The organism is Bremerella alba, assembly GCF_013618625.1.
GTDB classification, from domain to species: Bacteria; Planctomycetota; Planctomycetia; order Pirellulales; family Pirellulaceae; genus Bremerella; species Bremerella alba.
In genome coordinates this window covers 168,106-194,888 of sequence record NZ_JABRWO010000014.1, presented here as the reverse complement: position 1 = coordinate 194,888, position 26,783 = coordinate 168,106, and the positions used below count along the sequence as shown (strand labels likewise).

The 26,783-nt window shown below is 53.1% G+C and carries 20 protein-coding genes and 1 pseudogene; 16 read left to right on the top strand and 5 right to left on the bottom strand.

Annotated elements, in window-relative coordinates; genetic code table 11:
* A pseudogene (locus HOV93_RS26715) lies at positions 1–72 on the top strand (IS200/IS605 family transposase); the annotation flags it as partial.
* A 396-nt stretch (positions 73–468) separates the two neighbouring features.
* On the opposite strand, the gene HOV93_RS22350 reads toward HOV93_RS26715, so the two are convergent.
* Both HOV93_RS22350 and HOV93_RS22345 read right to left on the bottom strand, forming a co-directional pair.
* A complete protein-coding gene (locus HOV93_RS22350; RefSeq protein WP_207398773.1) occupies positions 469–1,956 on the bottom strand; it encodes a M81 family metallopeptidase in 1,488 nt (495 codons plus the stop codon).
* A gap of 10 nt (positions 1,957–1,966) precedes the next feature.
* Positions 1,967–2,356: a RidA family protein gene (locus HOV93_RS22345; RefSeq protein WP_207398772.1), complete on the bottom strand. Its 390-nt coding sequence runs from the start codon at positions 2,354–2,356 to the stop codon at positions 1,967–1,969.
* A 47-nt stretch (positions 2,357–2,403) separates the two neighbouring features.
* Here HOV93_RS22345 and HOV93_RS22340 point away from each other — a divergent pair, with 47 nt between their 5' ends.
* The 4 genes from HOV93_RS22340 to HOV93_RS22325 all read left to right on the top strand — a co-directional run bounded on the left by HOV93_RS22340 (position 2,404) and on the right by HOV93_RS22325 (position 4,910).
* Positions 2,404–2,595 carry a helix-turn-helix domain-containing protein gene (locus HOV93_RS22340; protein ID WP_207398771.1) on the top strand — a complete coding sequence of 64 codons (192 nt, stop codon included), beginning with the start codon at positions 2,404–2,406 and terminating at the stop codon, positions 2,593–2,595.
* Positions 2,558–2,899 (top strand): IclR family transcriptional regulator domain-containing protein, encoded by a 342-nt coding sequence (locus tag HOV93_RS22335; RefSeq protein ID WP_207398770.1) that lies wholly within the window; start codon positions 2,558–2,560, stop codon positions 2,897–2,899. Before HOV93_RS22340 ends, HOV93_RS22335 begins: the two co-directional genes overlap by 38 nt.
* 122 nt (positions 2,900–3,021) lie before the next feature.
* Complete coding sequence (locus tag HOV93_RS22330) at positions 3,022–4,062, top strand: aspartate aminotransferase family protein (protein WP_315853454.1); 1,041 nt, start codon at positions 3,022–3,024, stop codon at positions 4,060–4,062.
* Positions 4,059–4,910 (top strand): fumarylacetoacetate hydrolase family protein, encoded by an 852-nt coding sequence (locus tag HOV93_RS22325; RefSeq protein WP_207398768.1) that lies wholly within the window; start codon positions 4,059–4,061, stop codon positions 4,908–4,910. Before HOV93_RS22330 ends, HOV93_RS22325 begins: the two co-directional genes overlap by 4 nt.
* 442 nt (positions 4,911–5,352) lie before the next feature.
* On the opposite strand, the gene HOV93_RS22320 is transcribed toward HOV93_RS22325, so the two are convergent.
* The 3 genes from HOV93_RS22320 to HOV93_RS22310 are packed head-to-tail and all read right to left on the bottom strand — an operon-like array spanning position 5,353 to position 9,727.
* Entirely contained in the window at positions 5,353–6,264 is a 912-nt protein-coding gene (locus HOV93_RS22320) for a dihydrodipicolinate synthase family protein (protein WP_207398767.1), read from the bottom strand.
* 31 nt (positions 6,265–6,295) lie between these two features.
* Positions 6,296–8,026 carry an L-arabinonate dehydratase gene (araD, locus tag HOV93_RS22315; RefSeq protein ID WP_207398766.1) on the bottom strand — a complete coding sequence of 577 codons (1,731 nt, stop codon included), beginning with the start codon at positions 8,024–8,026 and terminating at the stop codon, positions 6,296–6,298.
* A gap of 54 nt (positions 8,027–8,080) precedes the next feature.
* On the bottom strand, positions 8,081–9,727 hold the full coding sequence (locus HOV93_RS22310) for a GntP family permease (protein ID WP_207398765.1): 1,647 nt from the start codon (positions 9,725–9,727) through the stop codon (positions 8,081–8,083).
* 447 nt (positions 9,728–10,174) lie between these two features.
* Between HOV93_RS22310 and malQ the strand changes: the two genes are divergently transcribed.
* The 11 genes from malQ (at position 10,175) to HOV93_RS22255 (ending at position 26,775) form a co-directional block, all read left to right on the top strand.
* On the top strand, positions 10,175–11,716 hold the full coding sequence (malQ, locus tag HOV93_RS22305) for a 4-alpha-glucanotransferase (RefSeq protein WP_207398764.1): 1,542 nt from the start codon (positions 10,175–10,177) through the stop codon (positions 11,714–11,716).
* Between the two features lie 301 nt (positions 11,717–12,017).
* A complete protein-coding gene (gene pgi / locus HOV93_RS22300) occupies positions 12,018–13,661 on the top strand; it encodes a glucose-6-phosphate isomerase (RefSeq protein WP_235990795.1) in 1,644 nt (547 codons plus the stop codon).
* Positions 13,661–14,563 carry a fructose bisphosphate aldolase gene (locus tag HOV93_RS22295; RefSeq protein WP_207398763.1) on the top strand — a complete coding sequence of 301 codons (903 nt, stop codon included), beginning with the start codon at positions 13,661–13,663 and terminating at the stop codon, positions 14,561–14,563. Before pgi ends, HOV93_RS22295 begins: the two co-directional genes overlap by 1 nt.
* Before the next feature lie 418 nt (positions 14,564–14,981).
* On the top strand, positions 14,982–16,319 hold the full coding sequence (locus tag HOV93_RS22290; protein ID WP_207398762.1) for an outer membrane protein assembly factor BamB family protein: 1,338 nt from the start codon (positions 14,982–14,984) through the stop codon (positions 16,317–16,319).
* A gap of 46 nt (positions 16,320–16,365) precedes the next feature.
* Positions 16,366–17,079: a hypothetical protein gene (locus HOV93_RS22285; protein ID WP_207398761.1), complete on the top strand. Its 714-nt coding sequence runs from the start codon at positions 16,366–16,368 to the stop codon at positions 17,077–17,079.
* Between the two features lie 65 nt (positions 17,080–17,144).
* Positions 17,145–20,024 carry a DUF3386 family protein gene (locus HOV93_RS22280; protein ID WP_207398760.1) on the top strand — a complete coding sequence of 960 codons (2,880 nt, stop codon included), beginning with the start codon at positions 17,145–17,147 and terminating at the stop codon, positions 20,022–20,024.
* 68 nt (positions 20,025–20,092) lie between these two features.
* Complete coding sequence (locus tag HOV93_RS22275; RefSeq protein WP_207398759.1) at positions 20,093–21,613, top strand: DUF2271 domain-containing protein; 1,521 nt, start codon at positions 20,093–20,095, stop codon at positions 21,611–21,613.
* Complete coding sequence (locus HOV93_RS22270) at positions 21,610–22,227, top strand: PepSY-associated TM helix domain-containing protein (protein WP_207398758.1); 618 nt, start codon at positions 21,610–21,612, stop codon at positions 22,225–22,227. Before HOV93_RS22275 ends, HOV93_RS22270 begins: the two co-directional genes overlap by 4 nt.
* A 396-nt stretch (positions 22,228–22,623) precedes the next feature.
* The gene (locus HOV93_RS22265) at positions 22,624–24,279 is read left to right on the top strand and encodes a protein kinase domain-containing protein (protein WP_207398757.1); all 1,656 of its coding nucleotides are present in this window, start codon (positions 22,624–22,626) and stop codon (positions 24,277–24,279) included.
* Between the two features lie 5 nt (positions 24,280–24,284).
* Positions 24,285–25,655 carry an FHA domain-containing protein gene (locus tag HOV93_RS22260; RefSeq protein ID WP_207398756.1) on the top strand — a complete coding sequence of 457 codons (1,371 nt, stop codon included), beginning with the start codon at positions 24,285–24,287 and terminating at the stop codon, positions 25,653–25,655.
* A gap of 28 nt (positions 25,656–25,683) precedes the next feature.
* The gene (locus HOV93_RS22255) at positions 25,684–26,775 is read left to right on the top strand and encodes a hypothetical protein (RefSeq protein ID WP_207398755.1); all 1,092 of its coding nucleotides are present in this window, start codon (positions 25,684–25,686) and stop codon (positions 26,773–26,775) included.
* Positions 26,776–26,783: the final 8 nt, after the last annotated feature.

Here is a 26,783-nt window from a genome sequence, read left to right as displayed (position 1 = left end):
GAATACATTCGCCACCAGGACGGAACGGAGCCTGGCGATGGGGGCGACCACTTCCGAATTACTCCTTCGTGAGTTGAGGACTTCAGTCCGAATCTCACGAAATCTTCAAACCTGCCGGCTTTAGCCGAAAGTTGTTTAGTTAAATCGCGGCCTATTCCAAGCCAGGTCAAGATGCGCATCGACGATCAGACGACCGCGAAGACTCCTACGCACAAAAAACAAACGAAATTACAAAATGATTTCCGCAGGCAAGCGAGTGTTACGCTGAATGGAGCTTTGCCCAGGCATGTCAGCCGGTCTCACAGTAGGCTTTCATCGCGACGGCAGCTACGAAACAATACGTGCCGAGTTCTGGTTATGTTTGTTCAACTTTCTACTCAGACGATCAAGGATAAAATTGGCCTCCTAGCAAGAACAATTTCGCAGTTTACCGATCGTGCAGCAGGCGATATCTCATGAGACGGTCGATCACTGATATGAGATCGAAGTTGTCTCTCGCTCGAACGGGTACATCGGGGTGCGGCGATGAGAATACGCAAGTCGCTCCATATTCGCTGTCGTGGTGCCTGGCGTATCGACGCGAATAAAGTGAGGGCACACGTCGTTGTAAGCTGCCAGCGGTGCATTGACGCCTTTGGCCACAATGATCTGAAACGCTGCGGGATCTAGTCCACAGTGTGTTAGTTGCCCGAGCGACCATGGGGCCGTTCTGTGCGTTGTCAGCTGCACGGTTAACCCATTGGCCGCGCGCACAATGGCCGTTGGCCCCATATCGAACTCTGTCTTACCGCCATGGCGCGGGGCATCTTCGGTGAAGCGACCAGAATGAACGGACATCACCTCGAAGACCTCCGTCAACGGGTCGCCGTCTATCTCGCTGGGCAAGCCACCTACCGAAAGATGCACGCTTGCTCCGGCCCCGGCATCTTTGGCCTTGGACACAGCCATCGGATCGCATATTGCGACAAAAGCATGGCAGGCTTTTTCTTTCAGAAGGGCATGGGCAATCCACGTTGCCTTGGCGGCCGAACCCGCTCCGATGTTGTCCCCCATTTCCAACAAGCAAACAGGCCCATCAAGTTTCTGTGCTCTTTGTACCGCAGTGAACACATCGCAGTAGGTTCCTAGGGTGCCTTCTCGATGCTCCCACAGTTTGTCGCCCAGTTCGTTCGCAACCACCTGAGCAAGCGGAGCGTTGTCATCCGCAATGCACAGCACCGCCGCCCCCATCTCTTTCACATCAGCGTAGGGAAATCCATAGAAGAAACTGGCATCTAACAACGCCTGACTTTGTCGTGTGTTTTCCATGTCGGCAAGGAACTCGCGAGCAGGCGATTCTTGTGAGCATTGTCGCTCGATGCTAATCGCAAGCGAAGGAAACGCGGCTGCCTGCTTGGGCGATATTTCTCCTCGAATCGTCCTGGCAATCATCTCGGCTGCCTGCACACCGCGTTGATGCTGATCTACATGCGGATTTGTTTGGTAGGCCAACAAGGCGTTGGTCGCTGCGACCATCTCGGCAGAAAGATTAGCATGCGGATCCAACGTCCCCATGATGGGCATCTCAGGGCCGACCACTCTCCGCACCTCGGCAAGCCATGTTCCGTCGGCATCAGAATGGTTCTCGGCGACAGTCGCACCGTGGGGCGCAACAAGAATGCCATCCAGGGGCCCCGCCTGTTTCAGCCGGGAAAGCATTTGATCGATCAAGCGATCAAATGCTTCTTTGGTGATTGTCCCGCTGGGCAAAGCGCGCGCTGCAAAAACGCCTACCGCTTGGGCATGGGCTGCTTGCAATCCGTGAATAAACCCACCCATCTCATGATGGGCTTTCATAAACCGCGTAAGGACCTCTGAGCCAGAGACCAAGATATCACGTTGAAAGCAGTCCCACGTCGTCCGATCGTGGGCGAACGTATTGGACTCATGAAGCAAGGCAATCAAACCGATTCGCATAAAGCTTCCTTTACTTGTGCTCCGGAATGACGGCAATGACATCGACTTCAAACTTAAGGAGGGTTCCCAAGCAGCCCATCAAGGTCGTGCGAGCCGGATAAGGCTCGTCAAAGTATTCACGATAAATTCGATTAAATTCGGCCAGGTCTTCCTGACTCCCCACGTAGTTGCGAGTCTGAACGACATCGGAAAGCGATAAATTGGCCGCTGCGAGAATTCGTTGCATATTCTCCAGGCTACGCCGCATCTCACCTTCAAATGAATCCGTCAAGATCTTGCCGGACGAATCCACCGAGGCTTGCCCCGATACAAATATGAGCGATCCAAACTGAACCGCAGGGCTGAACGGCAGATGGCTTGTAGGGATACTGGGATCTTGAATTGCATGAAAGGTCTTCATTAAATCACTTCTCGACATCCGAATAGTGGAATACCAGGATCAGAATAATGGAATCCACAACTGTTGTCAAAGCGTTCGCCTTGCTCGAATCGATCGCGGCAGGCTCTTCGGAAGGTCAACGACTGTCGGAGCTCGCCGAGGCTATCGACATGGCCAAACCCACAGCCCCTCGCTTGATTAAAACGTTGGTTGGCTTGGGCTATGTGGACACCCCAGGAGGTGGCGTTTACCGGCTCTGATCGCGTGGTTTATCTGCGGTCTATTGAGAGCAAACAGGCACTTCGTCACGTGGTAAGTGGCGAAGAAGACCCGTTCTATTGCACCGCTTTAGGACGTGCGATTGCTTCCCACTTGCCGGAAGTCGAACGTAACCGTCTGGTTCAGGTCACCAAGCTGTCAGCCAGGACCGCGAAAACAATTGGCTCTTCCGAGCAATTGCAACAAGTGTTGGTAGAGGCAGCCGAGCTAGGTTACGCCATCGAATCGGATGAAACGGATTTAGGCGTGAAGTGTATCGATGTTCCCATATTCGCCAAAAAGTAGGTGATTGCCGCCATAAGTCTTACGGCTCCCTCGTTACGTTTACCGGAATCTCGCCAGGACGATGTGGTTCGCCAGCTAAAAACGGCGGCCCGAAAGCTTAGTAAGTTTCTTTCTTCCTCTTAATTTCGAGAGCCTGCCTAGTGTCTTCCGCTGAGATCGAGCTGGCCGAGCTTATCGTCGACTCGGTCCCTGGTGTAGAGCAGGTTATCTTCTCCAACACCGGTACAGAAGCCGTCCAGGCCGCAATACGTATTGCTCGGGCACATACGGGTCGAGATAAACTTCCGAAGTTCGAAGGGCACTACCATGGATGGCTTAACAATGTGCTTGTTTCGTATCGCCCCCAACAAGATGACAGTAGCTTGCCGCAAGCTACCTGTGGCGGACAACCGTCCAGCGAGTTTGCTGATACCTTGGTACTTCCTTGGAACGACATCGAAGCCGTCAAGCAATTGTTCGCCGAACATGGTCACGAGATTGCTTGCGTTCTGACAGAACCAATTTTGGCCAACTCTGGAAGTTGTATGCCCAAGCCGGGCTATCTCGAGGAGCTGATCGAGCTTTGTCGCGAATACAAAATCGTTTCGATCTTTGATGAAGTCATTACCGGCTTTCGAGTTGCCTTGGGGGGCGCCCGCGAGCTGTTGGGGCTCGAACCAGATCTATCGATTTACGGCAAAGCCTTGGCCGGTGGCTTTACGATGTCGGCGGTGGGTGGAGCATCGAAAATGTTTGAGGTCCTCAGAGATGGCCGCACCATTCATTCAGGAACCTACAACGGCACGACCTTCAACATCGTGGCCGCGATTGAAACCATTAGCGAACTCCGAAAGCCTGGTACCTACGAGCGAATGATGGCCCATGGTCAAGCCGTAGGCGATGCTATACTTGCGGCGGCGAGTAAGTACCAAGTTCCCGTGGCGATCAGTGGTGTCGGCAGCATTTTCTCTGTCCATCTCGGCGTCGCAAAGTCGCCACTTAATTACCGCGAAATGCTCAACTCGGATATGTCATTGCATGGAAAGTTTCGCCAAGCCATGCTTCAACGTGGCGTTCAGCTATTGCCGGACGCCCGGTGGTACGTCGGAACCCAGCACGACGACAACGTACTTGCCCGAGTGATCCCTGCAATTGAACCCTCGATGAAGGAAGCTACCCAATGAAATTAATTCAATTCGGACCGTATGGCGAGGAAAAGCCGGGGCTGCTAACAGAAGACGGCGTACGCAAAGATCTCAGCGGAAAGTTTGCCAAGTACGACCGCGAGTTCTTTCAACAGGACGGATTAGGGAAATTGACAGAGTTGAAGGACTCGCTCGACTCCCTACCGACTGTCGCCGAAGACGTGCGTTGGGGGGCACCGATCGCGCGTCCGGGGAAGGTCATCTGCATTGGCTTAAACTACGCCGACCATGCAGCTGAATCTGGCATGGCAGTTCCCGAAGAGCCAATCATCTTCTTCAAGGGCTCGAACACCGTTGTCGGCCCCTACGATGAAATCCAAATCCCACGCAAGAGTGAAAAGACGGACTGGGAAGTCGAGTTGGGCATTGTGATTGGTAAGGATGCACGCTATCTCGAAAGTGAATCTCAGGCCGCCTCGTTTATCGCTGGCTACTGCATCTCACACGATGTGTCGGAACGGCATTTTCAATTGGAACGCGGAGGCCAATGGGTAAAAGGGAAGAGCTGCGATACATTCAATCCTGTCGGGCCGTTTCTGAGTACGTGTGACCAAATCGCCGATGTCGATAATCTGGCGATGGAGTTAGATGTCAATGGCGAGCGAATGCAAACTGGCAACACGAAAACAATGGTTTTCAAGCCTAACTATCTTGTCTACTATCTGTCGCAGTTTATGACCCTGGAAGCAGGTGATCTGATTTCCACGGGAACACCTCCAGGCGTTGGCCTAGGCATGAAACCACCCAAATTCCTGAAAGCCTCAGACGAGATTCGCTTGTCGATAGAAAGTCTGGGAGAGCAGCGACAAACTTGCGTTAATGCCTGAGCTGCTGAACAGGTTTGCATAATCCATGATTGATGCTCGCCTCTCCTGAATAGGCAAGCAGCACTTTCCATGCATAGTCATCAAACTCAGGCTTAGCTGTCCAGCCATGCGAGGACAGGTATTCGTGAGATTTAATCGGCATCACAGGGTTGACCAGCCCCCCCCTGTGAATGGTCAATCGCTAAAACGACGGTGCCAAACAAGTGCGGCTACTTTTTTAGCCGAGCGATCCCAATATCGTTGGCACCCTGCCCTCCCGTTTGTGAACACACGCGAATGAGCATCTTGCCGTCCTGCACTAGACGCGGACGGCCACTGGCCATTATTGCTTTCGGAAACAGTTGCTGAGGTTCCGAACAGGGTTGGTCCCAAACTTTTCTTGTGATACAGAACAATCGGAAATCCGACTTGCCTGCGGAGGGGCCCCCTCTCTCGATAACAATCAAATCGACGCTTGAATCTGCTTGATCGCCGCGGCAATTCGCTCTTGGATCGATCCCTCCGGTTCCGAAAGCAGTGGGGTGATAGGTCCGGTTTGTGCAATGCCAGCCAGTTCGGTGGCGCGGTGCAGAATGCTAATTGGACCGAGCGAATCACGCAGTTCTTCCAACGGAAGAAACTTTTCTCGCAAGGTCTCGGCTTGATCCCAATCGCCGCCTTGAATTGCATGCAGCAGGTCTATCGATAGCTTGGGGAACACGCACCCGCAACCGGTGGTGAAACCGCTCAATCCAAAGTCCTGCATATGCACAATCGCAGGCTGGTCCCCGAGACCGCTAAGAATGAGCTTGGTGTCGATCTTTTTAGTCAACGCGCTAAGATAGCTGTCTTTGGTGTAGTCGTCGCGAACAACGGCATATTTGATTGCGGAAATCAGGCCATCGTTGACCAGCGAGGCAGCGTCTTCTGCGGACATCACGCCGTCAAATTTCAGATAGAGAACGATCGGTTTCCCTAGCTTTTCCGATAGTTTGCGAACACCGGTCGCAATTCCAGATGACGAAATCACGTCTCGCTGCGGCAACACCATTACGGTAGGGAACTGAAAATCTTTAAGGACATCCGCTTGATCCATCATCGTGCCGTAGGCAGGTCCGACGGCAGGAATAACCAGCGTCTGCTCAGCCGCTACCTCGCTGATTATTTCGAGAGCCGTCCGGTACTCTCGCAGCGTCAAGTGATAGAAAATCGCATTTCCACCGTACAGCAAAGTCGAGATTCCGCCCTGTTCGATGTGACGGATGATCTTTTCATTCTCTTGTCGATTCAGCGATCCGTCCGCACTTCGGGCAAGGGAAGGAACCGCCCACACAGAGCGGGCAATCGTATCGGTTGTCAGTGGTTGGGTATCCATGGCCTATCGCTATTTTCCTGATAATGACTTATTAGTAAATTTCGGGGTCGGGCGTTTCTTCACTGCAATGCAGGAAATCGAAGTCGCAGCCGGCGTCGGCTTGGGTAACGTGCTTGAGGAACATCGCACCATACCCACGGTCATATTTCGGCTTAGGATGCGACCATTTCTGACGACGTTCTGCTAATTCTTTGTCGTCAACCAGAAGATCCAACCGCCGTTGATCGATACTTAGCTGAATCAGATCTCCATTGCGTACCAGAGCCAATGGACCACCGACGGCGGCCTCCGGAGCAACGTGCAGAACGCAGGTTCCGTAGCTGGTTCCACTCATGCGTGCGTCCGAGATTCTCACCAAGTCACGAATTCCCTGCTTCAGAAGATGATCTGGGATGGGCAGCATTCCCCACTCCGGAAAACCTGGACCGCCCTGGGGACCGGCATTTCTGAGGATGAGCACCGAATCGGCAGTGATACCTGTGTCAGGATCATTCAGTTTTGCTTTAAGCTCTGCGTACGTATCGAACACAACCGCTGGCCCAGTGTGCTCCAACAAACGCGGTGAGGCGGCTGTTGGTTTGATGATACAACCCGACGGGGCCAAGTTCCCGCGAAGCACAAAGGTTCCGCCGGTCAAAGAAATCGGATCTTCGGTTGATCGAATGATGTCGGGATCGATCACTTCCCCGTTGGCAATGTTATCTGCGAGAGTCAAACCATTCACAGTCCCGCAGCTACCTTGTATATGTTCGCCCAATTGCTTCAAGAGCGCCGTCAGCCCGCCGGCATCAAAGAAGTCCTCCATCAAGAACTTTCCTGCCGGACGAACGTTCGCCAAGACTGGTGTCGTGCGTGAGAGCTCATCAAATCGCTCGAGCGTCAAGTCAAATCCGGCGCGGCGAGCCATCGCAATAATATGCACGATCGCATTGGTCGAACCGCCGATAGCCATGCTTGTGACAATCGCATTGTCAAACGATTCAGGGGTCAACAAATCGGACGGGCGGAGGTTCTCTTGAGCTAACTGAACCGCCCTTCGGCCTGTGGCAACGGCCAAGCGAGAGTGCTCCGAAATCACCGCAGGCACCGAAGAGGCCCCCGGCAGGGTGAGTCCCATCGCTTCGGCAATTGCCGCCATGGTCGATGCGGTTCCCATCGTCATGCACGTGCCGGCGGATCGAGCGATACAGTTTTCGATCTCCCCCCATGCTTCGTCACACAAATTGCCGGCACGACGTTCGTCCCAGTATTTCCAGGCATCACTTCCACTGCCGAGCGTTTGATCCTTCCAGCGTGCTTTCAGCATCGGTCCGGCCGGCAGGAAGATAGCCGGCAGATTAGCCGAAATGGCCCCCATGATCATCGCGGGCACCGTTTTATCACAGCCCCCCATCAGAACAGCCGCATCAATCGGATGGCAGCGAAGCACCTCCTCGGTTTCCATTGCCAGAAGATTTCGATAAAGCATCGTCGTGGGCTTCATCATCATCTCGCCCAGCGACATCACCGGAATTTCAACCGGGAATCCGCCCATCTGCCAGATGCCGCGTTTCACCTCTTGCACACGTTCGGGAAAATGCGAATGGCACGTGTTGAGGTCGCTCCACGTGTTCAGAATGGCGACAACCGGCTTGCCACGGTAGTCCTCGTCGTCGTACCCCATGCCTTTGAGTCGCGAGCGATGCCCAAATCCACGCAGGGAGTCCGGATCAAACCAGCGGCTACTGCGAAGTTCCGGTTCGTCTGACGAGTTCGATGCCATCGATCAATCAATCTTCTGGGGAGATTTCGCGAAGCACTATGTACTTGCTTTGGATTAAGCCATTGGCAAGAGGATAGCAAAAACGAGAGTCGCCAGAAACGACACCAACCCCATGATGGTCAACAGAACGGAAAATGTTTTCAGGGTTTCTTTCTCGGTAAACCCGCTCATACGGCTAATAACCCAAAAACCACTGTCGTTCATCCAAGGAAGTGGCTTCGATCCACAGCCAATCGCCAAGGCCAAATAAACCGGGTGAAATGGTAATCCGATCTGCATGGCGACTGGTACAACAATTCCGATTGCAGTAATCATGGCCACCGTTGCTGAACCTTGAATCACGCGAATGATCACCGTAATCATGAACGCGGTAATCAAGAGGCCTGTCCCTCCGACCGAACTAGGAAGCGACTCGGCGATCGCGGCCCCAATATTCGTTTGACGAATCATTTCGCCAAACGCGCCCCCAGCACAAGTGATCAGGACCACCACGCCCCCTTCGCTTAGTGCCTTTTGAACTGACTTCCCCAGCCCGACCCAGGTCATAGCCGGCTTACAGAACAAGGTCGCTAACGCCAATAGAGCGCCAATCGACAAGGCAATGTTCTTGTCTCCCAGAAAGGTGATTGCCGAATTCCATACTTCGTTCGTCGTTGCCGGAAGGGCCGTCTGGCTGACCGTCTTGAGCCCCAACAGCACAATGGGAATCACAATTGGCAGAACCGAAAACCCAAAACTTGGCAAATCTCGTTCGGCGGAGGGTTCTTCGGAGATCGCTTCTTTCGCTTCAATTCTTAATGGTATCTGCCACATACGATTCGCCCATAGCATGTAAAGATAGCCTGCGACGACCCCCCAAATCCCCACGCCGATACCACCGAGAATCATCGCGCCAATACTTACGTTGAGTTCTGTGGCAACGAATAAAGGACCAGGCGTTGGCGGTACAAGGGAGTGTGCCAACGTGCCCCCTACGACAATCGCCAAGACATATTTCAAATAGTCACGCCCAGTGCGCTGCGCCATGGCCTGGGCTAGCGGTAACATCAAGAAAAAGACGGTGTCAAAGAAGACTGGGATCGCTAAAACGAAGCTACTTATCACAAAAGCAAGCGCAGTCCAGCGTTCCCCCAAAGCATGGCGAATTCCGTGTACAATCCGTTCGGCAGCACCACTGGCTAAAAGACACTGACCAATGATCGACGCCATCGCGATCAGAATTCCGATTTTGCCGAACGTCGATCCCAAGGCATTTACCACTCGGTTGATCGAGCTATTGCCTGCCAATTGCTGGGCTTCTCGAAACGTATCTTGGGAAACAAACCGGGCATTGGCGACATTGATCTCGCCTGGAAGCTCTTGGGCGACGTTCGCTTTGGTAATACCGTCCTCTTCGACAAATCGCTCTACCCATACCAGTCTTAGCTCTTGGTGGGCTTTTACGGCTGGTGCATCGATCGCGATGTAATAGGCCCCCGGCTCCTTCGCCAGACCTTCCTCGACATCGGCCAGAACGATCTGAGCCCCATCAATCTCCGCTATGCCGGCCGTCGAGCGATGCAGCACACTTTGTGAAACGGACAGGGAGCTCGTTGCCGCCGCTACCGCTAAAGCCCCAAAAAACAACGCAAGAAAGGCATGCATGCGTAAGAAGAGAACGCCACAGATGACGATCACCATCCCTAGAACAATCGCGAGCATATCTTAGAGTGCCTGGTCAAATGAAGGGACGGAGAGAGACGAGGTATTCAAGGAAGGATAGGCGGCACGACTTCTGCAGGAATAAACTCAGAAGCTCGCAAGCCTTGCCGTAGATGCCAGAAGGTATCAGATGAAAAGGTGATGCACAATTCCTGAGAGTCTTGCTTTGACGCATTCCAAGCCATTGTTACCACCTGAACGGCAGGCTCTTTAACAATAGAGACGGCGTAAGATATTGCGTGCAAACTTGTTTTCACATTCCTGCGGGAAAACCTGGGCAAATTCTTTTTGTAAGCCTTCAAATGATAACGTTTGCTTGCAATGATCATCACTAAGAAACGCACGAGACACCCCTTTGCTAGGCATCTGCGAGTTCGCTAACACAGAAAAACGGACGGCGTACCCCAACCCTACGTTTACGCTGGCCACTTTTTGGAATCGGAAATAATGTCAGACGATGGTTCGGTGGGTCATATCCCTCCCTTTCCCAAGGGATATCGCGGTTCAGGAATCCTACTCCACGTAACCTCCTTGCCAGGCCCCTATGGGATAGGTGACTTCGGCCCGGAGGCCATCCGCTGGCTCGACTTACTGCGCGAGAATGGGCAATCGTGGTGGCAAGTCCTACCTCTCGGGCCCACTGGCCGGGGCGGTTCACCCTACTTGCCGCTCTCCTCGTTTGCCATCAACGAGATTCTTGTAAGTCCTGACTGGCTGATCGAAGATGGTTGGATCTCCGAAACGGACGCGGATACACGCATGCCGGAAGGCAAAGTCGATTTCGAGAGTGTAACGACGTTCAAGTACGCGTTACTTGAAAAGGCGTGGGGAAGTTTCAATGACTCCCCAACGTCAGAACAGCTAACAAGCTTTCAGAAGTTCTGCCAACATCACCATCATTGGCTGGAGGACTACGCCCTTTTTCGCGCGTTGAAAGTAAAGTACGACGATGCCGACTTCCTTACCTGGCCTCAAGAACTGGTCAACCGGCAAGCGGACGCAATTCAACTGGCCCACCAAGAACTCGAAAGCCTAGTCCGCAAGTTTCGCTTCTTCCAGTATTTACTGGCCGGGCAAGCCGGACGTGTTCGAGATCATGCACGGGCAAACCATATCCGCATTGTAGGTGACGTTCCAATTTACGTTTCCGCAGAATCGAGCGAAGCATGGGCGAATCCCGATCTATTCATGCTCGATGAGGAGAAGCGTCCGAAATTCGTCGCTGGCGTACCGCCTGATTACTTTAGTGCCCTCGGTCAGCTTTGGGGCAATCCGGTTTACAACTGGGAGGCTCATCGGCGAACCGGCTATCGCTGGTTTATCGATCGACTGCGATCGCTACTCGAATACACCGACGCGATCCGGCTCGATCACTTCCGGGGCTTCGCCGCAGCCTGGAATGTGCCCGCCGAGGCAACCACGGCCGTCGATGGGGCCTGGGTTCCTGGACCAGGCGCCGAACTGTTCGAGGCGGTCCAGGCTGAATTGGGCTCGTTGCCGTATATCGTCGAGGACTTGGGAACGATCACCAAAGACGTTTACCAACTGCGAGATCAATTTGAACTGCCAGGGACACTTGTCTTGCAGTTCGCATTTGATGGGGATCCGAACAACACCTACTTGCCTGAGAACTACGCCCACAACGCCGCAGTTTACACCGGCACGCACGACAACGCGACAACCCGCCAATGGTACGAAAAATTAACCGAGTCGGCCCGCGAGATCGTCTGGCGCATGCTCGGCATGGAACCAGTTGCCTCGGAAAAAGTGGCCTGGCAATTGATACGCACCGCTTGGTCCTCAGACGCGGCCTTGGCAATCGCTCCGCTTCAGGATGTGCTCAATTTGGGCGGTGAAGCCAGAATGAACGTCCCCGGCGAGGCCGACGGCAATTGGAACTGGCGATGCCCTAACGAATTGTTAGATAGCGACTACTTTGTCCAACTGAAGGAAATTACGAAGCAAACAGATCGCATCGAGCAACCATAGTTCAGTCGATGCATTTGAGGTGCGAACGCTCAGCTCAGACAACTCCCTCTGAGCTGTGTTCCCATCTGACATCACCCAATCTTCATCTCTCGTAATTCAAGATGTGTGACGGTATGGTCAAACATTCTAATTTCGAGGGAGATCATCGCTCCACTGGTAGTCGATCTTACAAAGGTTATCTTGGTAGCAATAGGAAAGTCGTTTCTTTGACTTCTCCGACGAAATACGGACGATCGAAAGATATTCTCCACCCGAAGATATCGCATTCAGCTATCGCTCAGGCTTGAACGACAAGGAATTCATGATGGCATCGACGAAGACTCCCCTTACGGAACTTAGCGCCTGGAAGAGCCTGGCGGAACACCACAAAACAATTCAGTCGACGCACCTCCGGACTCTTTTCGCCGAAGATGCACAGCGAGGGGAGAAACTGACGGCCGAAGGTGGAGACCTATTCTTCGACTATTCCAAGAATCGAGTCACCGACGAAACACTCAAACTCCTGATCCAACTCGCCGAAGAGTCTGGCCTGCGTGAGCGAATCGACGCTATGTTTGGCGGCGAGAAGATCAACATCACCGAGGACCGAGCCGTCCTGCATACCGCGCTTCGCGCCCCGAAGGACGCGACAATCATCGTCGACGGTGAAAACGTCGTTCCCCACGTGCACGAAGTCCTTGACCGCATGTCGGCCTTCTCTGACCGCGTTCGCAGCGGCGACTGGAAAGGCCACTCCGGCAAGCGTATCGTCAATGTAGTTAACATTGGAATCGGAGGGTCCGACCTTGGTCCCGTGATGGCTTACGAAGCCCTGAAGCATTTTAGCCAACGCGATATGACCTTCCGCTTCGTTTCCAATGTCGACGGAACCGATTTCGCTGAAGCCGTTCACGATCTCGACCCCGCCGAGACTTTATTCATTGTCGCCTCGAAGACGTTCACCACGTTGGAAACGATGACCAACGCCAACTCGGCCCGCGACTGGTTGTTGGCCGGGTTAGGTGGAGACTCGTCGGCAGTCGCGAAACACTTTGTCGCCGTTTCGACCAATGCCGATAAGGTGTCGGCCTTCGGTATCGACACGGCCAATATGTTTGGCTTCTGGGACTGGGTTGGCGGACGTTACTCGATGGATTCCGCGATCGGGCTTTCCACAATGCTTGCTGTCGGGCCTGACAATTTCAAGGCGATGCTCGATGGTTTTCACCAAATGGACGAGCATTTCCGTACGGCTCCCTTCGAGAAAAACATTCCTGTACTAATGGCCCTGCTGTCGATTTGGTACAGCAACTTTTTCGGCTCTGAATCGATCGCCGTCCTCCCGTACGAACAGTATTTAAAGCGGTTCCCGGCTTATCTCCAGCAACTCACCATGGAGAGCAACGGAAAGTACATCACGCTGAGCGGCAACCGCGTGAATTACACGACCGGTACCATCTACTTCGGAGAACCTGGCACCAACGGCCAGCATTCGTTTTATCAGCTGATCCACCAAGGAACCGAGTTAATTCCCTGCGACTTTATCGCGTTTGGCAAGTCCTTAAACCCATTGGGGCGACACCACGACATGCTGATTGCCAACGTCCTAGCCCAGTCGGAAGCCTTGGCGTTTGGCAAGACCGCCGATCAAGTGAAAGAGGAAGGGACGCCTGACTGGCTGGTCCCGCATCGTGTCTTTGAAGGCAATCGCCCATCCAACACGATCTTCGCCGACGAGCTTTCCCCGTCGGTCTTAGGGCAACTCGTTGCCTTGTATGAACACTGCGTATTTACCCAAGGAAGCATTTGGCAGATTAACTCGTTCGATCAATGGGGTGTCGAGCTTGGTAAACAACTCGCCCAGCGTATCATTCCTGAACTGGAAAGCAGCGAGACGCCAGATCTTCAGCATGATAGTTCCACCAACAACCTTATCCGCCGTTATCGCGCCACGAAGGAGAACTGATGACTGTTATCGATACCACCAGCGAACAGTTCCAGAAATTCAAAACCGTCCCTGGCTTCATTGCCGCGCTCGATCAAAGCGGTGGAAGCACTCCCAAAGCATTGCATGCTTATGGCATCGAAGAGGACGCCTGGACCAACGATGAAGAAATGTTCGGCCTGGTACATCAAATGCGTTCGCGCATCATCGAAAGCCCTAGCTTTAATGGCAATCGAATATTGGCTGCGATCTTGTTTGAGAACACGATGGATCGCGAGATCGAAGACCAGCCTACGGCCGATTACCTCTGGAATGTGAAAAAGGTTGTACCGCTTTTAAAGATCGACAAAGGGCTTGCCGCCGAGGACAAAGGCGTCCAGATGATGAAGCCGATGCCGCAACTGGATGAGCTTCTGGCCCGGGCCAAGGCAAAAAACATCTTCGGAACCAAAATGCGATCGGTCATCAAACTAGCCGATCCGATTGGCATCAAAGAAGTCGTCGATCAGCAATTTGAAGTCGCCCAGACCATCATCGCGGCAGGCTTGGTGCCAATTGTCGAGCCGGAGATCAATATTCACAGCCCTGAGAAAGCCAAAGCGGAAGCACTCTTAAAGGAGAATATTGCCAGACATCTGGGTGAGCTTCCTGCTGACAAATTCGTAATGCTGAAGCTTACGCTGCCTGAAGAAGACAACTTCTATCGGGCATTCGTCGAGCACCCTCAGGTTTTGAAAGTCGTCGCCTTGTCCGGCGGTTACTCTCGCGATGAGGCCAATGAGCGACTAAGCCGTAACCACGGCGTCGTCGCGAGCTTTTCTCGAGCACTTAGCGAAGGCATGACTGCCCAACAATCGGACGACCAATTCGACACCATGTTGGATCAATCGATCCAGAGCATTTACGACGCATCCAAGACGTAATTGATCGTCTAGCAAACAGACAGGCCGATTACTATTTGCTTGATCGGCCTGCGAGAATATGAGAGACCTGGGCACGACTTCGTTGCTTAAGCCCTTGTGAGATAGGACTTAGAATCTCAGTCTGCATTACTCGTTTTTCCAATAAAGGCTCTTGCAAGCGGCGCCAGGGCTGATATCCTATATCCGTACTGAGATTCAATATCAACAACAGGTTGCCGCCAGCTTCTTTTGCCAGCGTCCAGGCACACTCACCACACAATCGCGTAGACCTTCTGCGGGAATTGTAGTTTCTTGAGGATGCTGTATTTCCTTCTATCTCTTGATCACTGGTCACGCCTTAAGACTGCGTGAATATCCCGGAGACTGCGAAGTCGCGGTTGAGAGATCATCACTAACCAACATGCGCCAGGTATCCTTCATGAAGTCCGAGTTGGTCCATCATTTAACCTCCTTCGTTCTGGTAACTTCGTTTGCTCTATTTCTCACCAGCAAGTCTGTTGGCGAGGAATTTCGAGCAACCGCTTGGCCTTCCTTTCAAAATGGCGGACAAATGTCAGTCGCCGGCGATTGGATACCCAGAAGTTGGTCCGCTGAGGATAATATTGCATGGAAAGCAGACATTTCGGGCTATGGACAATCGACTCCGATTGTGACCGATGGTCAGATCATCGCGACGTCGACCAGCGGTCCGAATAAAGAAAACTATCACCTGATCGCGTATTCGCTGGAAAAAGGGGAAAAGCTCTGGCAAAAAGAGTTCACCAATCCCAGCCCCATCGAAAACACCTCGTACGTCAGCCGCGCCGCACCGACCCCCATCGCGGATGAGTCCGGTTACATCGCCTACTACGAAGGTGGACTGGTCGTTGCCGTTACCAAAGAAGGGGAAATTCGCTGGAAAAGAGATCTAGTCGACGCATACGGTCCGATTTCCTCGCGGCACGGACTTGCTTCCTCACTCGAACAAAATGAGTCGCTCGTGTTCGTGTGGGTCGAACGCTCGGAAGAGCCTTATCTAGCGGCACTTAATAAGTCGACCGGAGAAACCATCTGGAAAGTAGCCGGCTTAGGCAAAACCTCTTGGAGTACGCCACGCTTAATCCCTGTGGACGATACCATGCAATTGGTGTGCAGTGCGAGCGGCAAGATCGCCGGATTCGATCCCGAGACCGGTGATCGACTGTGGCAATTCGATCAGATCGCCAACAACACAACTTGCACGCCGACCCCCCTAGGTGAGGGCCGATTCCTGATCGGTGCCTCGGAAGGGCGCGGCGAAGCGGCCGTCCAAACCGACGGCACGTCCAACGGCGTGATCCAGATTACCAAACAGGACGACGGAACCTACTCGGCCGATTTTGTATGGCAAGCCGAAAAAGCGAAGTCCAGCTTTGGCAGCCCTGTAGTCGCCGATGGCACCGCTTGGTTTGTTAACCGAAGCGGAGTTCTGTTTGGCGTCAACCTGGAAAACGGCGAGCAAACTACCACGGCCCGTCTAGCCGCTGGCGGTGTGTGGGCAACACCTCTGCAGCAAGGAAAGCTGCTGTACATCTTCGGCTCGAAAGGGACGACATCGATCATTGACATGACCTCCGGCAAGGCGATCGCAGAAAACTCGCTATGGGCCACCCAGGAAGATAAAGAGGGTGAAGGCTCGTCAACCGAGATCATTTACTCCGTTGTCGCCGTCCCCCCTTATCTGATCTTTCGCACAGGCGACACTTTGTACGCCGTCCAAGAACAAACGTCCAACTAGATACATAGCACCTACAAACGAATTTACTTTTTCCCAAGGTAGTTCCATGAAGACAATGAAGATCGCGCTCGCTACTCTATGCCTCATCGCCGCTGCGACTCCGGCCTACGCTCACTTTCCCTGGATAACCATCAACGAAGAAGGTAACGTGCAATACTTTTTCGGCGAGAACCCTGCCGACTGCACCTACAAGCTGCCAGGCTCAATTGCTAAATCGGAAATTGAACTGGTAACCGCTAAAGGTACAAAAGAAAAGCTGGAGTTAAACGCCGTCGAAACGGATGACTTTGTGGGGCGAACCACCAGCAAGGCAATCGACAAGAATGCACTGCTACAATCGAAGGTGACCTTTGGCATCTATCACGGTTCGCGGCTCGATTACTACACGGTTCACTACGGCGGCAAGTTGCCCGCCTCACGTGAGGACGCCAAGAAGCATTCCGCCGACCTCGACCTGAAAGCAGATCTCGTTGATACCGAACAAGGCGTCGACGCCTACATTACCTGGCAAGGCAAGCCGCTCGCCGACGCCGACATTTTACTTTACTGCGAAGAAGGGCATGAAGAAGCCTCGAAGAAGACCGATAGCGACGGCAAAGTTTCGTTCACGGATAAGGAAGTGGAAGATGGCCTCAACGGCATCATGGTTGGTCACACCGTCCAAGACGAAAGCGGTTCACTGAATGACAAGAAATACGAATCGGCGTCTCATTACTTGACCGTGACGTTCAAGGATCCGCAAGACTTCGCGAAGCAATAGCTTCCCCCCTTTGCTTGCGGCTCGGTAGAAATCAACTCCCTCCCTTCCCCATGAAAACTCAACCCATGCGAACCAAACTTACCTATTTGTTCGTCGCTTTGGCTGTGTCCATCGCGATTCCGAGCTACGCGGTCGAAGCCGATACGCAGACCACCAGCAAGACATCAGAGCCGACGGCGGCCAGCCTTCGCCAGGCCGCTCACGATGCTCGCGAAGTCTGGCAAGATTTCCCTGGCTTTTCGGCTAACATTGTGGTTTCGGAAGATTCGCAGCGGTACGAGGGGACGATTCGGGTAGGGAAAGACTTCGAATATGTTCTCGACATTGCTGAGGAGGGAAAGAAGCCCTGGCTAAAGTCGAAGCTTCGTTCAGTCATCTCTCATCGTGAACCTCATGCATCTCCGGAGCAGTACGACGTTTCATTTCAAGATGATAAAGCGGAGCATGCTGGTGGTCGCTTGATTGCCGAAAACGACGGTTCCGGTATCTTCCGCATTCAGGATGGTCTCATCAGGGAAATCATCCGTCGCAACGAGTCATCTTGGTTTGAGATCACTACGCTCGAAAATTTCACGACTCCGTCCGGCAAAATACTGCCGCAAACCACATCGGTCACCTTTCGCGATCCCGACACCGGTAACATCGAGTCGAATCTGAGCAACTATTTTGCATGGAAGCAGGTCGGCGATTTCTACCTGCCCGATCATTGCTATACCGTAAAGACTGGTGAAAAGGGAGAACGATCTATCCGTAAGTTGGAATTCACCGGACACCAGTTGCATCTCGGCGAGCCTAGTGTGGTTAAGCTACACAGGCCACTACCAGAATCGCTGACTAGCTTCGGTGCAGCCGTGTTGGGCGACTATCTCTATGTATTTAGTGGACACGATGGTGATGCCCATGGCTTCGGCAAAGATGTCTTGGCCGATCATTTCCGTCGTATCAAGTTCGACGACCCTAAAGCTCAGTGGGAAGAACTAGCCAAGCAGGAACCCGCACAAAGCACAGCCCTGGTAACCGATGGCAAGTACATCTACCGGATCGGTGGTCTCACCTTCCTGAATCAGGGGGAAGAAGAGACTAACTTCAAGTCAACAACGCACTTCACACGCTACGATACCGAGAAGGATGAATGGACCGATCTGGCTCCGCTGCCAGAACCCCGTTCGTCGCTGGACGCGGCCGTGCTGGGCCGTCACATCTATGTTGCCGGCGGATGGGATCTGCAAGGGGATTCCTCCAGCGACGCTCCCTGGCACGATGACATTCTTCGGTTTGATCTCGATCATCCAGAGAATGGGTGGGAGTCGCTTCCTGGACCTGGCTATCTGACCCGTGCCGTCTCGGTTGCCGCCCATGACGGCAAGCTGTACCTATTCGGCGGCATTCAACAGCGTGGGATAACGCGTAAGGTCTCGGCCTTCGATCCTCAATCAGAAAGCTGGTCGGCAGGGCCTGAGTTAAAGGCCGACAGCGGTGCAGCTGGCTTCGCGACCAGTTCGTTTGCGACCGGCGATCACCTGTACGTCACCGGTAGTTCTGGCATCCTCTACCGACTAAGCGATAACAGTACCGACTGGGAAGTTGAAACGCGACTGATGTATCCTCGCATGTTTTTGCGACTTCTGCCGGTTGCGGACAATCGCCTTCTAGCCGTAGCGGGATCTTCAATGCTGGGAGGTCGCTTGGCCGTGGTCGAATCGGTTCCGGTTCAAGAGAACTCGTCAGGGCCTAACGTCGTCCGCTGGTCCGTGCCGTTTGACGGCCAGGCTAAACAAAGCCAAACCTTAGTGCTCGACGGCACAAATCTGTACGCATTAGGCGGCAATGCCAGTCGAAATCCGCATGACTTCACCAAGGAAACAATCTTGAATGAAGCATTCGTTTACGATATCGCGAATCAAACCGGCGAGCGTTTACCCGATATGCCGCATGCCCTGCAAAGTGGTTCTGCGGTTCGCCATGCCCAAACGAGCGAACACAAACACCTGCTTGTTATGGGTGGCCTAGGCATGCCAGACCAGGCATTTGGCTCGCTCTCCAAGGTGCTATCCTTCAATCCTGAAAGTAAAGCCTGGACGACGGTTAACTCGTCTCTGCCAACGCCGCGCAGCATGTTCAATGCCATAAGCCATGACGACGCGGTCTGGTGCTTTGGCGGAAGTGCAGCTGGCAAAGGAAGCGGTCTGAACGCGAACGTACTGCATTGGTGGGGTGACGAAACCTCGATCGCTCCCCTTCCAGAAGTTGCCCTGCCCCATCCACGTCGATCGTTCGGTGGCGCGCAGATCGGGGACGAATACTTCCTGGTTGGCGGCTTAGGGCAAGGCGACATTGTCGAGACGGTAGACGTCTTCGATTTGACGGATCGCACGTGGCGAACGATTGCCGCGCCGCACAAGCATCGCGTCTTCCCCAGCCTGGTCAGCGATGGTAAACGCCTGTACTTGTATGGTGGATTCTCGAATTCCACAGGACATTTCTCTCCGGAAACCTCGCTGGAAGTTTACGATCCTGCAGCGGATCGCTGGACGGTATTAGCAGAAGAACTGCCAGAAGTTGATTCCTCGATGGCGATGTTCAATTTCGGTGGCCGTCTGTTGTTTTACGGCATCGATCGGAAAGTGGATGGCCAGGCCAACTTCGTCCTGCTGGATCCCAACCCACGAGAAGCGCCTGCCGAAACGGCTGGAATGAACTTCTCAGGCCGTCGTCGAGGAAGCGAAGCCGAGGCCAATGCCAAAACGATGATGCGGAAAGACACGAACAAGGATGGCAAGCTTTCTCCCGAAGAACTCGGAGAACGTCTGGGTTCACTGGTCGAGTCAGGCGATGAAAACAAGGACGGATTATTGACGAGGGCTGAACTGATCGAGGCCCTCAAGAAACAAGAAGAGAAAGCAGAAAAGGAAGCTACGCCTGAGCAGGATGAGGACGAAGCGTAGTTTTTGCTACCGCTACTCCTAATCAATCACTACACGCGGTTTTCCGGAACCTTTTTAGCAATAAGCTCATGACAATTCGAATAGGAAATCTTGTCGTCCTGTCGCTGATGGCCGCGATCACAGCGCCAGTCCTGGCAGAGGACTTTCACTTTCACCACGAACACGTGCTCGGCACATCATTGCATCTAGCCATTTCGTGTGAGGGTCAAGCGAAGGCCGCGGCCATCGAGCAAGACGTTCTTCAGGAAATCGATCGGCTTAGTGCGGTGCTTAGTCGCTGGGATAATCGCAGCGAACTCATGGCATGGCAAGCAGGACGAACGTCTTCCATCTCCAAGGAACTTGCGACCGTCCTCCGCCGCGCCGATCATTGGCGAAATGCAACATTCCACGCGTTCGATGTTCGCGCGGAAGCTACGAGGAGACTATGGGAGGATGCTGCTCAAAAAGGCACCGTTCCTAGCGATGCCCAGCGACAAGAACTTGTCGCGCAGCTGAAAACTCCTCCCTATGTGTTCAAATACGACTCAACGATTCAACGTAGCGACAATCTGGTCATCAGCCTGGACGGCCTCGCTAAGGGCTACATATTGGATCGTGTATGCGATTTCATTCAACGAAACTATCCAAACACAAACGATTTCCTCATTAATATCGGTGGTGATCTGCGAAAACTGGGCGACCAGCCGCTGGAGATTTCCATCGAGAATCCTAGCCATGCCTCGGAAGGTGCCGAGCCACTGCAAATGTTTGTTATCGCACAGCCGATTGCAATGGCTACCAGTGGTAATTATCGCCGATACCTGACCATCGGTGAACGTCGCGTTTCTCATATCCTAGATCCGCGGACTTGTTTGCCCGCCGCACTGACGCGTTCGGCTACCGTCGTCAGTACCGAGGCGATCGATGCCGACGCCTTGGCTACCTCGGTCAGTGTTCTCGGTCCGGTGGAAGGGATCGCTTTAATCGAGACCCTGGAAAACACTGAGTGCTGCGTTGTCACTGCCACCGGCGAAGTGGTAACCTCTAATGGATGGCCGCTTCGCACGTTGGCAGCCAACACGCGGCAGCTTGTCGTGAAAGAGGACTCGCCGAAAGCAGAGCAGGGATTGTTCGTCGATTTCACGATACAACGCCCCCAAGGCGGACGTTATCGACGCCCCTATGTCGCAATGTGGCTGGAAGACGCTGATGGCTTTCCCGTCAAAACAGAAGTCTTGTGGCTGCAGACAGAACAGCCTGGGCCCAGGTGGCATCGTGATTTAACGCGATGGTATCGAAATGATCGACTCCGTAAGACCCTCGAGAATTCGGACCTGATCGAAACCATTTCAGGGGCAACACGCGGGCCAGGTAATTACAAGGCCCATTTCGATGGTACCGACAACCTTGGCAAACCACTGCCGGTCGGCCAATATACCTTGTGCCTGGAAGTAGCTCGCGAACATGGCACTTACCAGATCATTCGTGAGACGTTGAACTGGAGTGACCAACCGATCGCTGAGAAGAAGGTAAAAGGGAACGTGGAAGTCGGAGCCATGTCGTATCGATTCGTTCCTCAGACCGATGCGAATAAAGAGGCCTTATGAGGTCGGACGAACAGATGCCTCGCCGTCGTAGGCGATGGTATGCCGCCAGCGCGAAACTAACGCGTTGGCTGCATACTTATTTGTCCATGATCAGCTTCGCCACGCTGCTCTTTTTTGCCGCGACGGGACTTACCCTGAATCATCCGACCTGGTTTGGAGCAGACGAGGTCGTTATCCGCGATGAGGACGGCACTTTCCCAACCTCGAAGTTAGCCGGCGATGTCGACAAGCTTTCGATTGCAGAAGAACTTCGCGCAGCTCACCACTTGAAAGGCAAAGTCGCGGAGTTCGAGGTTTCGGACTTCGATTGCATGGTAACCTTTAAGAGCGCTGGCTACGTAGCAGACGTATTTATCAACCGGGAGACGGGGAAATATACCGTCAGCGAGACATCCAGCGGTATGATCGCGATCATGAACGACCTTCATAAAGGACGCGACTCGGGCGCGGAATGGTCGTGGGTAATCGATATTTCCGCAGTCCTCATGGTGCTGGTTTCCGTAACAGGTCTCATCCTGCTGTTATTTTTGAAACGCCAGCGGGGTGCTGGCTTAGTCGTCACGCTAGTAGGCACCATCCTCCTAATCGTTGCCTGGATGCTCTGGGTGCCGTAGTTCGAGCACGCGAAATCCAAGTGAAAATCGCGAAATAGCCGATCGTGGCCCTCTTAAGGACGTTTTGGGGATTGTTTCTTGCCCACGAATTTCACCGCGAAAATGGTTTGCATCGATTGATTGATGCACCGTAAAATCAGAGTAAACTGATTCGTTAAGGTCTTACTATAGCGGAGGTTTCGCAAATCGCTTAAGCAAGTCCCTTATACGGCAAAGCGGTTGAATCGATTTTTGCGAAACCATCTGTGGTATTTTATTGACACCTTATTGGGGGATTTTTGGCAACGGCAATGTAAACATTTCGATAACCTCGACAGGTTATCGAAAGCGCCGGATGCTGATTTCAGCGGTTCAGGGATGTAACTAACTTAAGCCATTCCGCCGCGTCCCATTCCAATGAGCCGCTGCCTGGGCCTGATTGGGTTCGGAGCCACCAGCCGTGAACTTCCCAGCGGAGGCGATGATTTGATTCGGATTGAAGTTAAGAAGGGCCCGATGCAAGGTCGGGTCTACGAGTTTGAAGGGCACGATATTTTCCTTTTTGGGCGTGACGAACAGCACTGCCACGCTTCGATCCAGGAAGATCCGTTCGTCTCGCGTCATCATTTCTTGTTAGAGGTCAATCCGCCACTCTCTCGCCTTCGCGATTTAGGTAGCCGCAACGGAACCTTTGTTAATGGCAAGAAGCACGGCGGTCGCGTATCGTTTGCCAGCCTCGAAAACGAAGGCAAAGTCGGAAGGGCATCCGTTGACTTGACCAACGGCGACGTAATCACAGCAGGCAAGACCGTCTTCCAAGTCTTCGTAGAAGAAAAGAAAGCCATCACGGCAACTTGTGTTTTCGACAAATTTATGGACGAAGACGCGCAGCAGTCCTCATCCGGCGGTGGTGACATTCGTCGCACCATCACAGAATTGCCTCCTCCCAGTTCTCCATCAGCTGTGGGACGGCAAACGATGAATGAACTGCCGCCGGCAATGCCGGGCAACGCTGGCCGACAGACAATCAATGAATTGCCCCAACCGGCACGAGACTCAAACGTTGGTCGACAGACCATCAACGAAATGCCGCCCCCAGTCGACATCTCGCAAATCGCAGGACGAGCGACGATGGTCGAAGGTGCGAATGCCCCTAATGGAGCGTTTGGTAGTCGGATCGGTCACAGCGAAAACGCCTACGAGCCGCCCGAGCGGCAGCCTGGCGAATTTCCCGTGCTGGACGGATTCGAGTTCAAAGAGTTCTTAGGAGCCGGTGGCTTAGGTGAGGTCTATCTAGCCGAGCGTACGATCGACGAGAGCCTCGTGACCATCAAGTTTTTGCGGTCTCGCATCAACGTGAACCATGACGCTCGAGATTCGTTCATCAAAGGAATGCAAGTCAGCGGTCGACTGCGGCATCGCAATATCGTCCAATCCTTCGGGGCTGGTAGCATCGGCAACGAGTTCTACGTTGTCAACGAGCATTGTGACGGTGGTCCACTCGCCAAGCTGTTTCGCCAGAAGAAGTCTAACGTGCAACCGAAGCACGTAGCTGTGTCGCTCTATCTGCTGCTAGACGGTTTGGCTTTCGCTCATGAAAAAGGGCTCGTGCATCGCGACTTGAAGCCGTCCAATTTGCTGGCTGCCAAACGTAACAAACGTTGGATTCCCAAGATTTCCGATTTCAGTCTGACCAAGGACTTTGAAAAGGCAGGCTTTTCAGGCATGACTGCGACCGGCACTTACACCGGTAGTTTCCCTTACATGCCGCGCGAGCAGTTAACCGACTACAAGTACGTGAACCCTGCGAGTGACGTCTTTAGCATGGGCGCTAGTTTTTATCGCATCATCACGGGACGATATCCACGAGGCGATGAAAAAGGCAGCGACCCGTTGGCTTTGATCCTCAGTGGCGAGGTTCAACCACTGCGAAAACGCTACCCCAGTTTCCATCATGGTCTGGCCGATGTACTTGATACATCGCTGCAGACGGAATGCTGTGAACGTTTCCCCAATGCTCGTGAAATGCAAAATGCGCTTCGAGTGATTATGAAGAAGGAAGGATGGTTGTAGAGCGGATGGGATCGAAGAAGGTCTGGATTGTTGGTGCTCGTGATACATGCGATATTGTCATCGATGAGGCGACGGTGTCAGGCGAACATTGCCGCCTTGAATTCGAGGACGGTCGGGTATTTATCGAGGACCTTAAGTCCACCAACGGCACATTTATCAACGGGGAACGGATCTACAAGAAAAAGCAAATCCATCCTGACTCGCTGGTGACGCTAGGGCGCAACGTGACGATGCCTATGCCGTCACAACTTTCCGGTCCGAAGCCGCCACCAGAACCACCCAAGAAGAGTGCTTCGGCAACCGATGGCGAGGAAGCGTTCCCTGCCCATTTGATGATTGCCGGTGGGGTGGGTGCCACCGTACTTCTGTTAATTATTCTTTTTGCCATCATGGCCTGGAGTGGTAGTTCTAACGGAAGCCAAGCGGTCGCGAACAATCCAGATGAAGTCGGTCTGGTCGACCCAAGCCCTGGCGAGAGCGATCCCACCAGCAACGATCCCACTCCTGAGCCTCCGAAAACAATCCCCTCCAAACCAACACCTGAGCCTGCGTCTCAAGCAACCGCTCCGCAGCATTCACCGGAAGACGCCGTTTATGTGCTGGCGGTCGCGGATCCGAACTTGGAGCAACAGTATCGTATCGGAACCGCCCTGGCGATTGGTCCTAATACGATTCTCACGACAGGGACAGCCAAAACGATATCCGAACTGGCCAAGCAAAAGTTGCCTGAACTATTATTGCTGGGTCCGAAGAAATTTACGGTCACGCAGTTTGTCCCTCATCCCACCTATGTCTTGGCTATGGAAAAAGGGGATGTAGCGGAGGCCAAGTTTCATAACATTTTCTCACAGGTCGACATGAACGACATCAGTTCCGACCTGAAGAAAACACTTGAAGAAGCCTATCGTCACTTCATGGTGATTGCTGAAAAGCCGCACCACTATGACGTGGCCATCATTCACGTTCAAGAAGAGTTGCCTTACTGGCTTCCTTTGGCCAAGACCGCAACGCTGCCACCACTTTCCAAGCTGACATTGGTGGGGCATGGTTTCGATCGTGTCGCGCCGTATATCCCACCCAATAGCGAAATTCCTCTCGACCAGAAGACAACACGCATTCAAAGTTCGGTGGGCGAAGCTGGGGCGGAAGACAACGCTCGCATGTTGATTGCCAAATTTGATTCGCTCACCCCAGAAGCTCATCGCGAAACGAACTGGAATGGATCCGCTCTGCTGAATTCGCAAGGAGAACTCGTTGCCATCTATTCGCGTCTCTCGCCTGAGATGACATTGGGGTCGCCCCCCTCTGGACAGACGTTCGACGCGACCGTGATAGCTGACGTGATGCCGTTTATCCGTCGATTCTCGAAAAACTAATCTTGTTTAGCGCAGAGGAAATAGATCGATGTCCCAACGTAACACTCTCATTTGCTTGACTTTGGGGCTTATGCTTGCTCCGGTAGTTGCCGGGCAGGCACAAGTTGTTGTCGAAGATGACAGGCGTCCCTATTACTACTCGCGTTCGCCGCACATGGAAGTTGGCCTTATTTTTGGTCAGGCCGAACTGATACGAGCCCAGGGCGAAGCTGCGATCGACTATCAGGCTGCTCGGGCGATTGCTGCCGATGCTTACGACAAGGAATTGGACAATGCTTTGAAAGCCGTCGAAATCTATTTCGAACGCCGCGCTGTGCGAGATGCCAAAGTACTGAAGAACCATTTAGACGAGGCCGATACTCGCAAAGACAAAGCCCTGCGTCGGTTGGTAGATCATCCGGATCTAACCGGAGAAGGACTTACCAATGGAGCAGCCTTGAATACGATGAAGGAAGCACTCCGATCGAGTGTTCTCTCGTTCGACTATCTGAACGATGACATTGAAGTGGCTGAACTCATGGCTCGCTTTCAATTGACGCCAGACGATCTTTCCAATATCAACCTAAAGCTAACCAACGTCCGTGGGGAAACGGGTTTCTTCCAGGCCGACACCGGTAAACTAGGCAACTTCCAGTGGTGGCCTCACCTGCTACAAAATGAGAAGTTCAAAGAAGACCGAGAAAAGATCGAAAACAACCTCGAGGAAGTACGTCAAGCATCTTCTCAGCAGACCGAAATCGATCCGATCCTAATTGAAAAACTAGAGAACTCGATCCTGCAATTGGCCAACAATTTCCTTCAGGAAGTCGATGGTCAGTCCATGGCCCGCCAAGGGGTAGGCGAGTACTATCTCTACCGCGAGTCAGAGCAGCATCTGCAAAGTCTTTCGCATGCAGTACGCCGCTTAAAGCGAGTTGGCAAGGCCGATGGGGCATTGGTCATCAATGGCTACAACCCAACGGTTGATGGCAAAAACTTGACCTCGCTCCTCTCGTACATGGTTCGCAACGGGGTTGAGTTCGCTCCGCCAGAACCCGGCAACGAGAATACTTACCAAAAGCTATTTGAGATGGCAAAGAGCCTATACGTTGCAACGTCAGCGGCCGACCCAAATCCTTAATCTCTTAG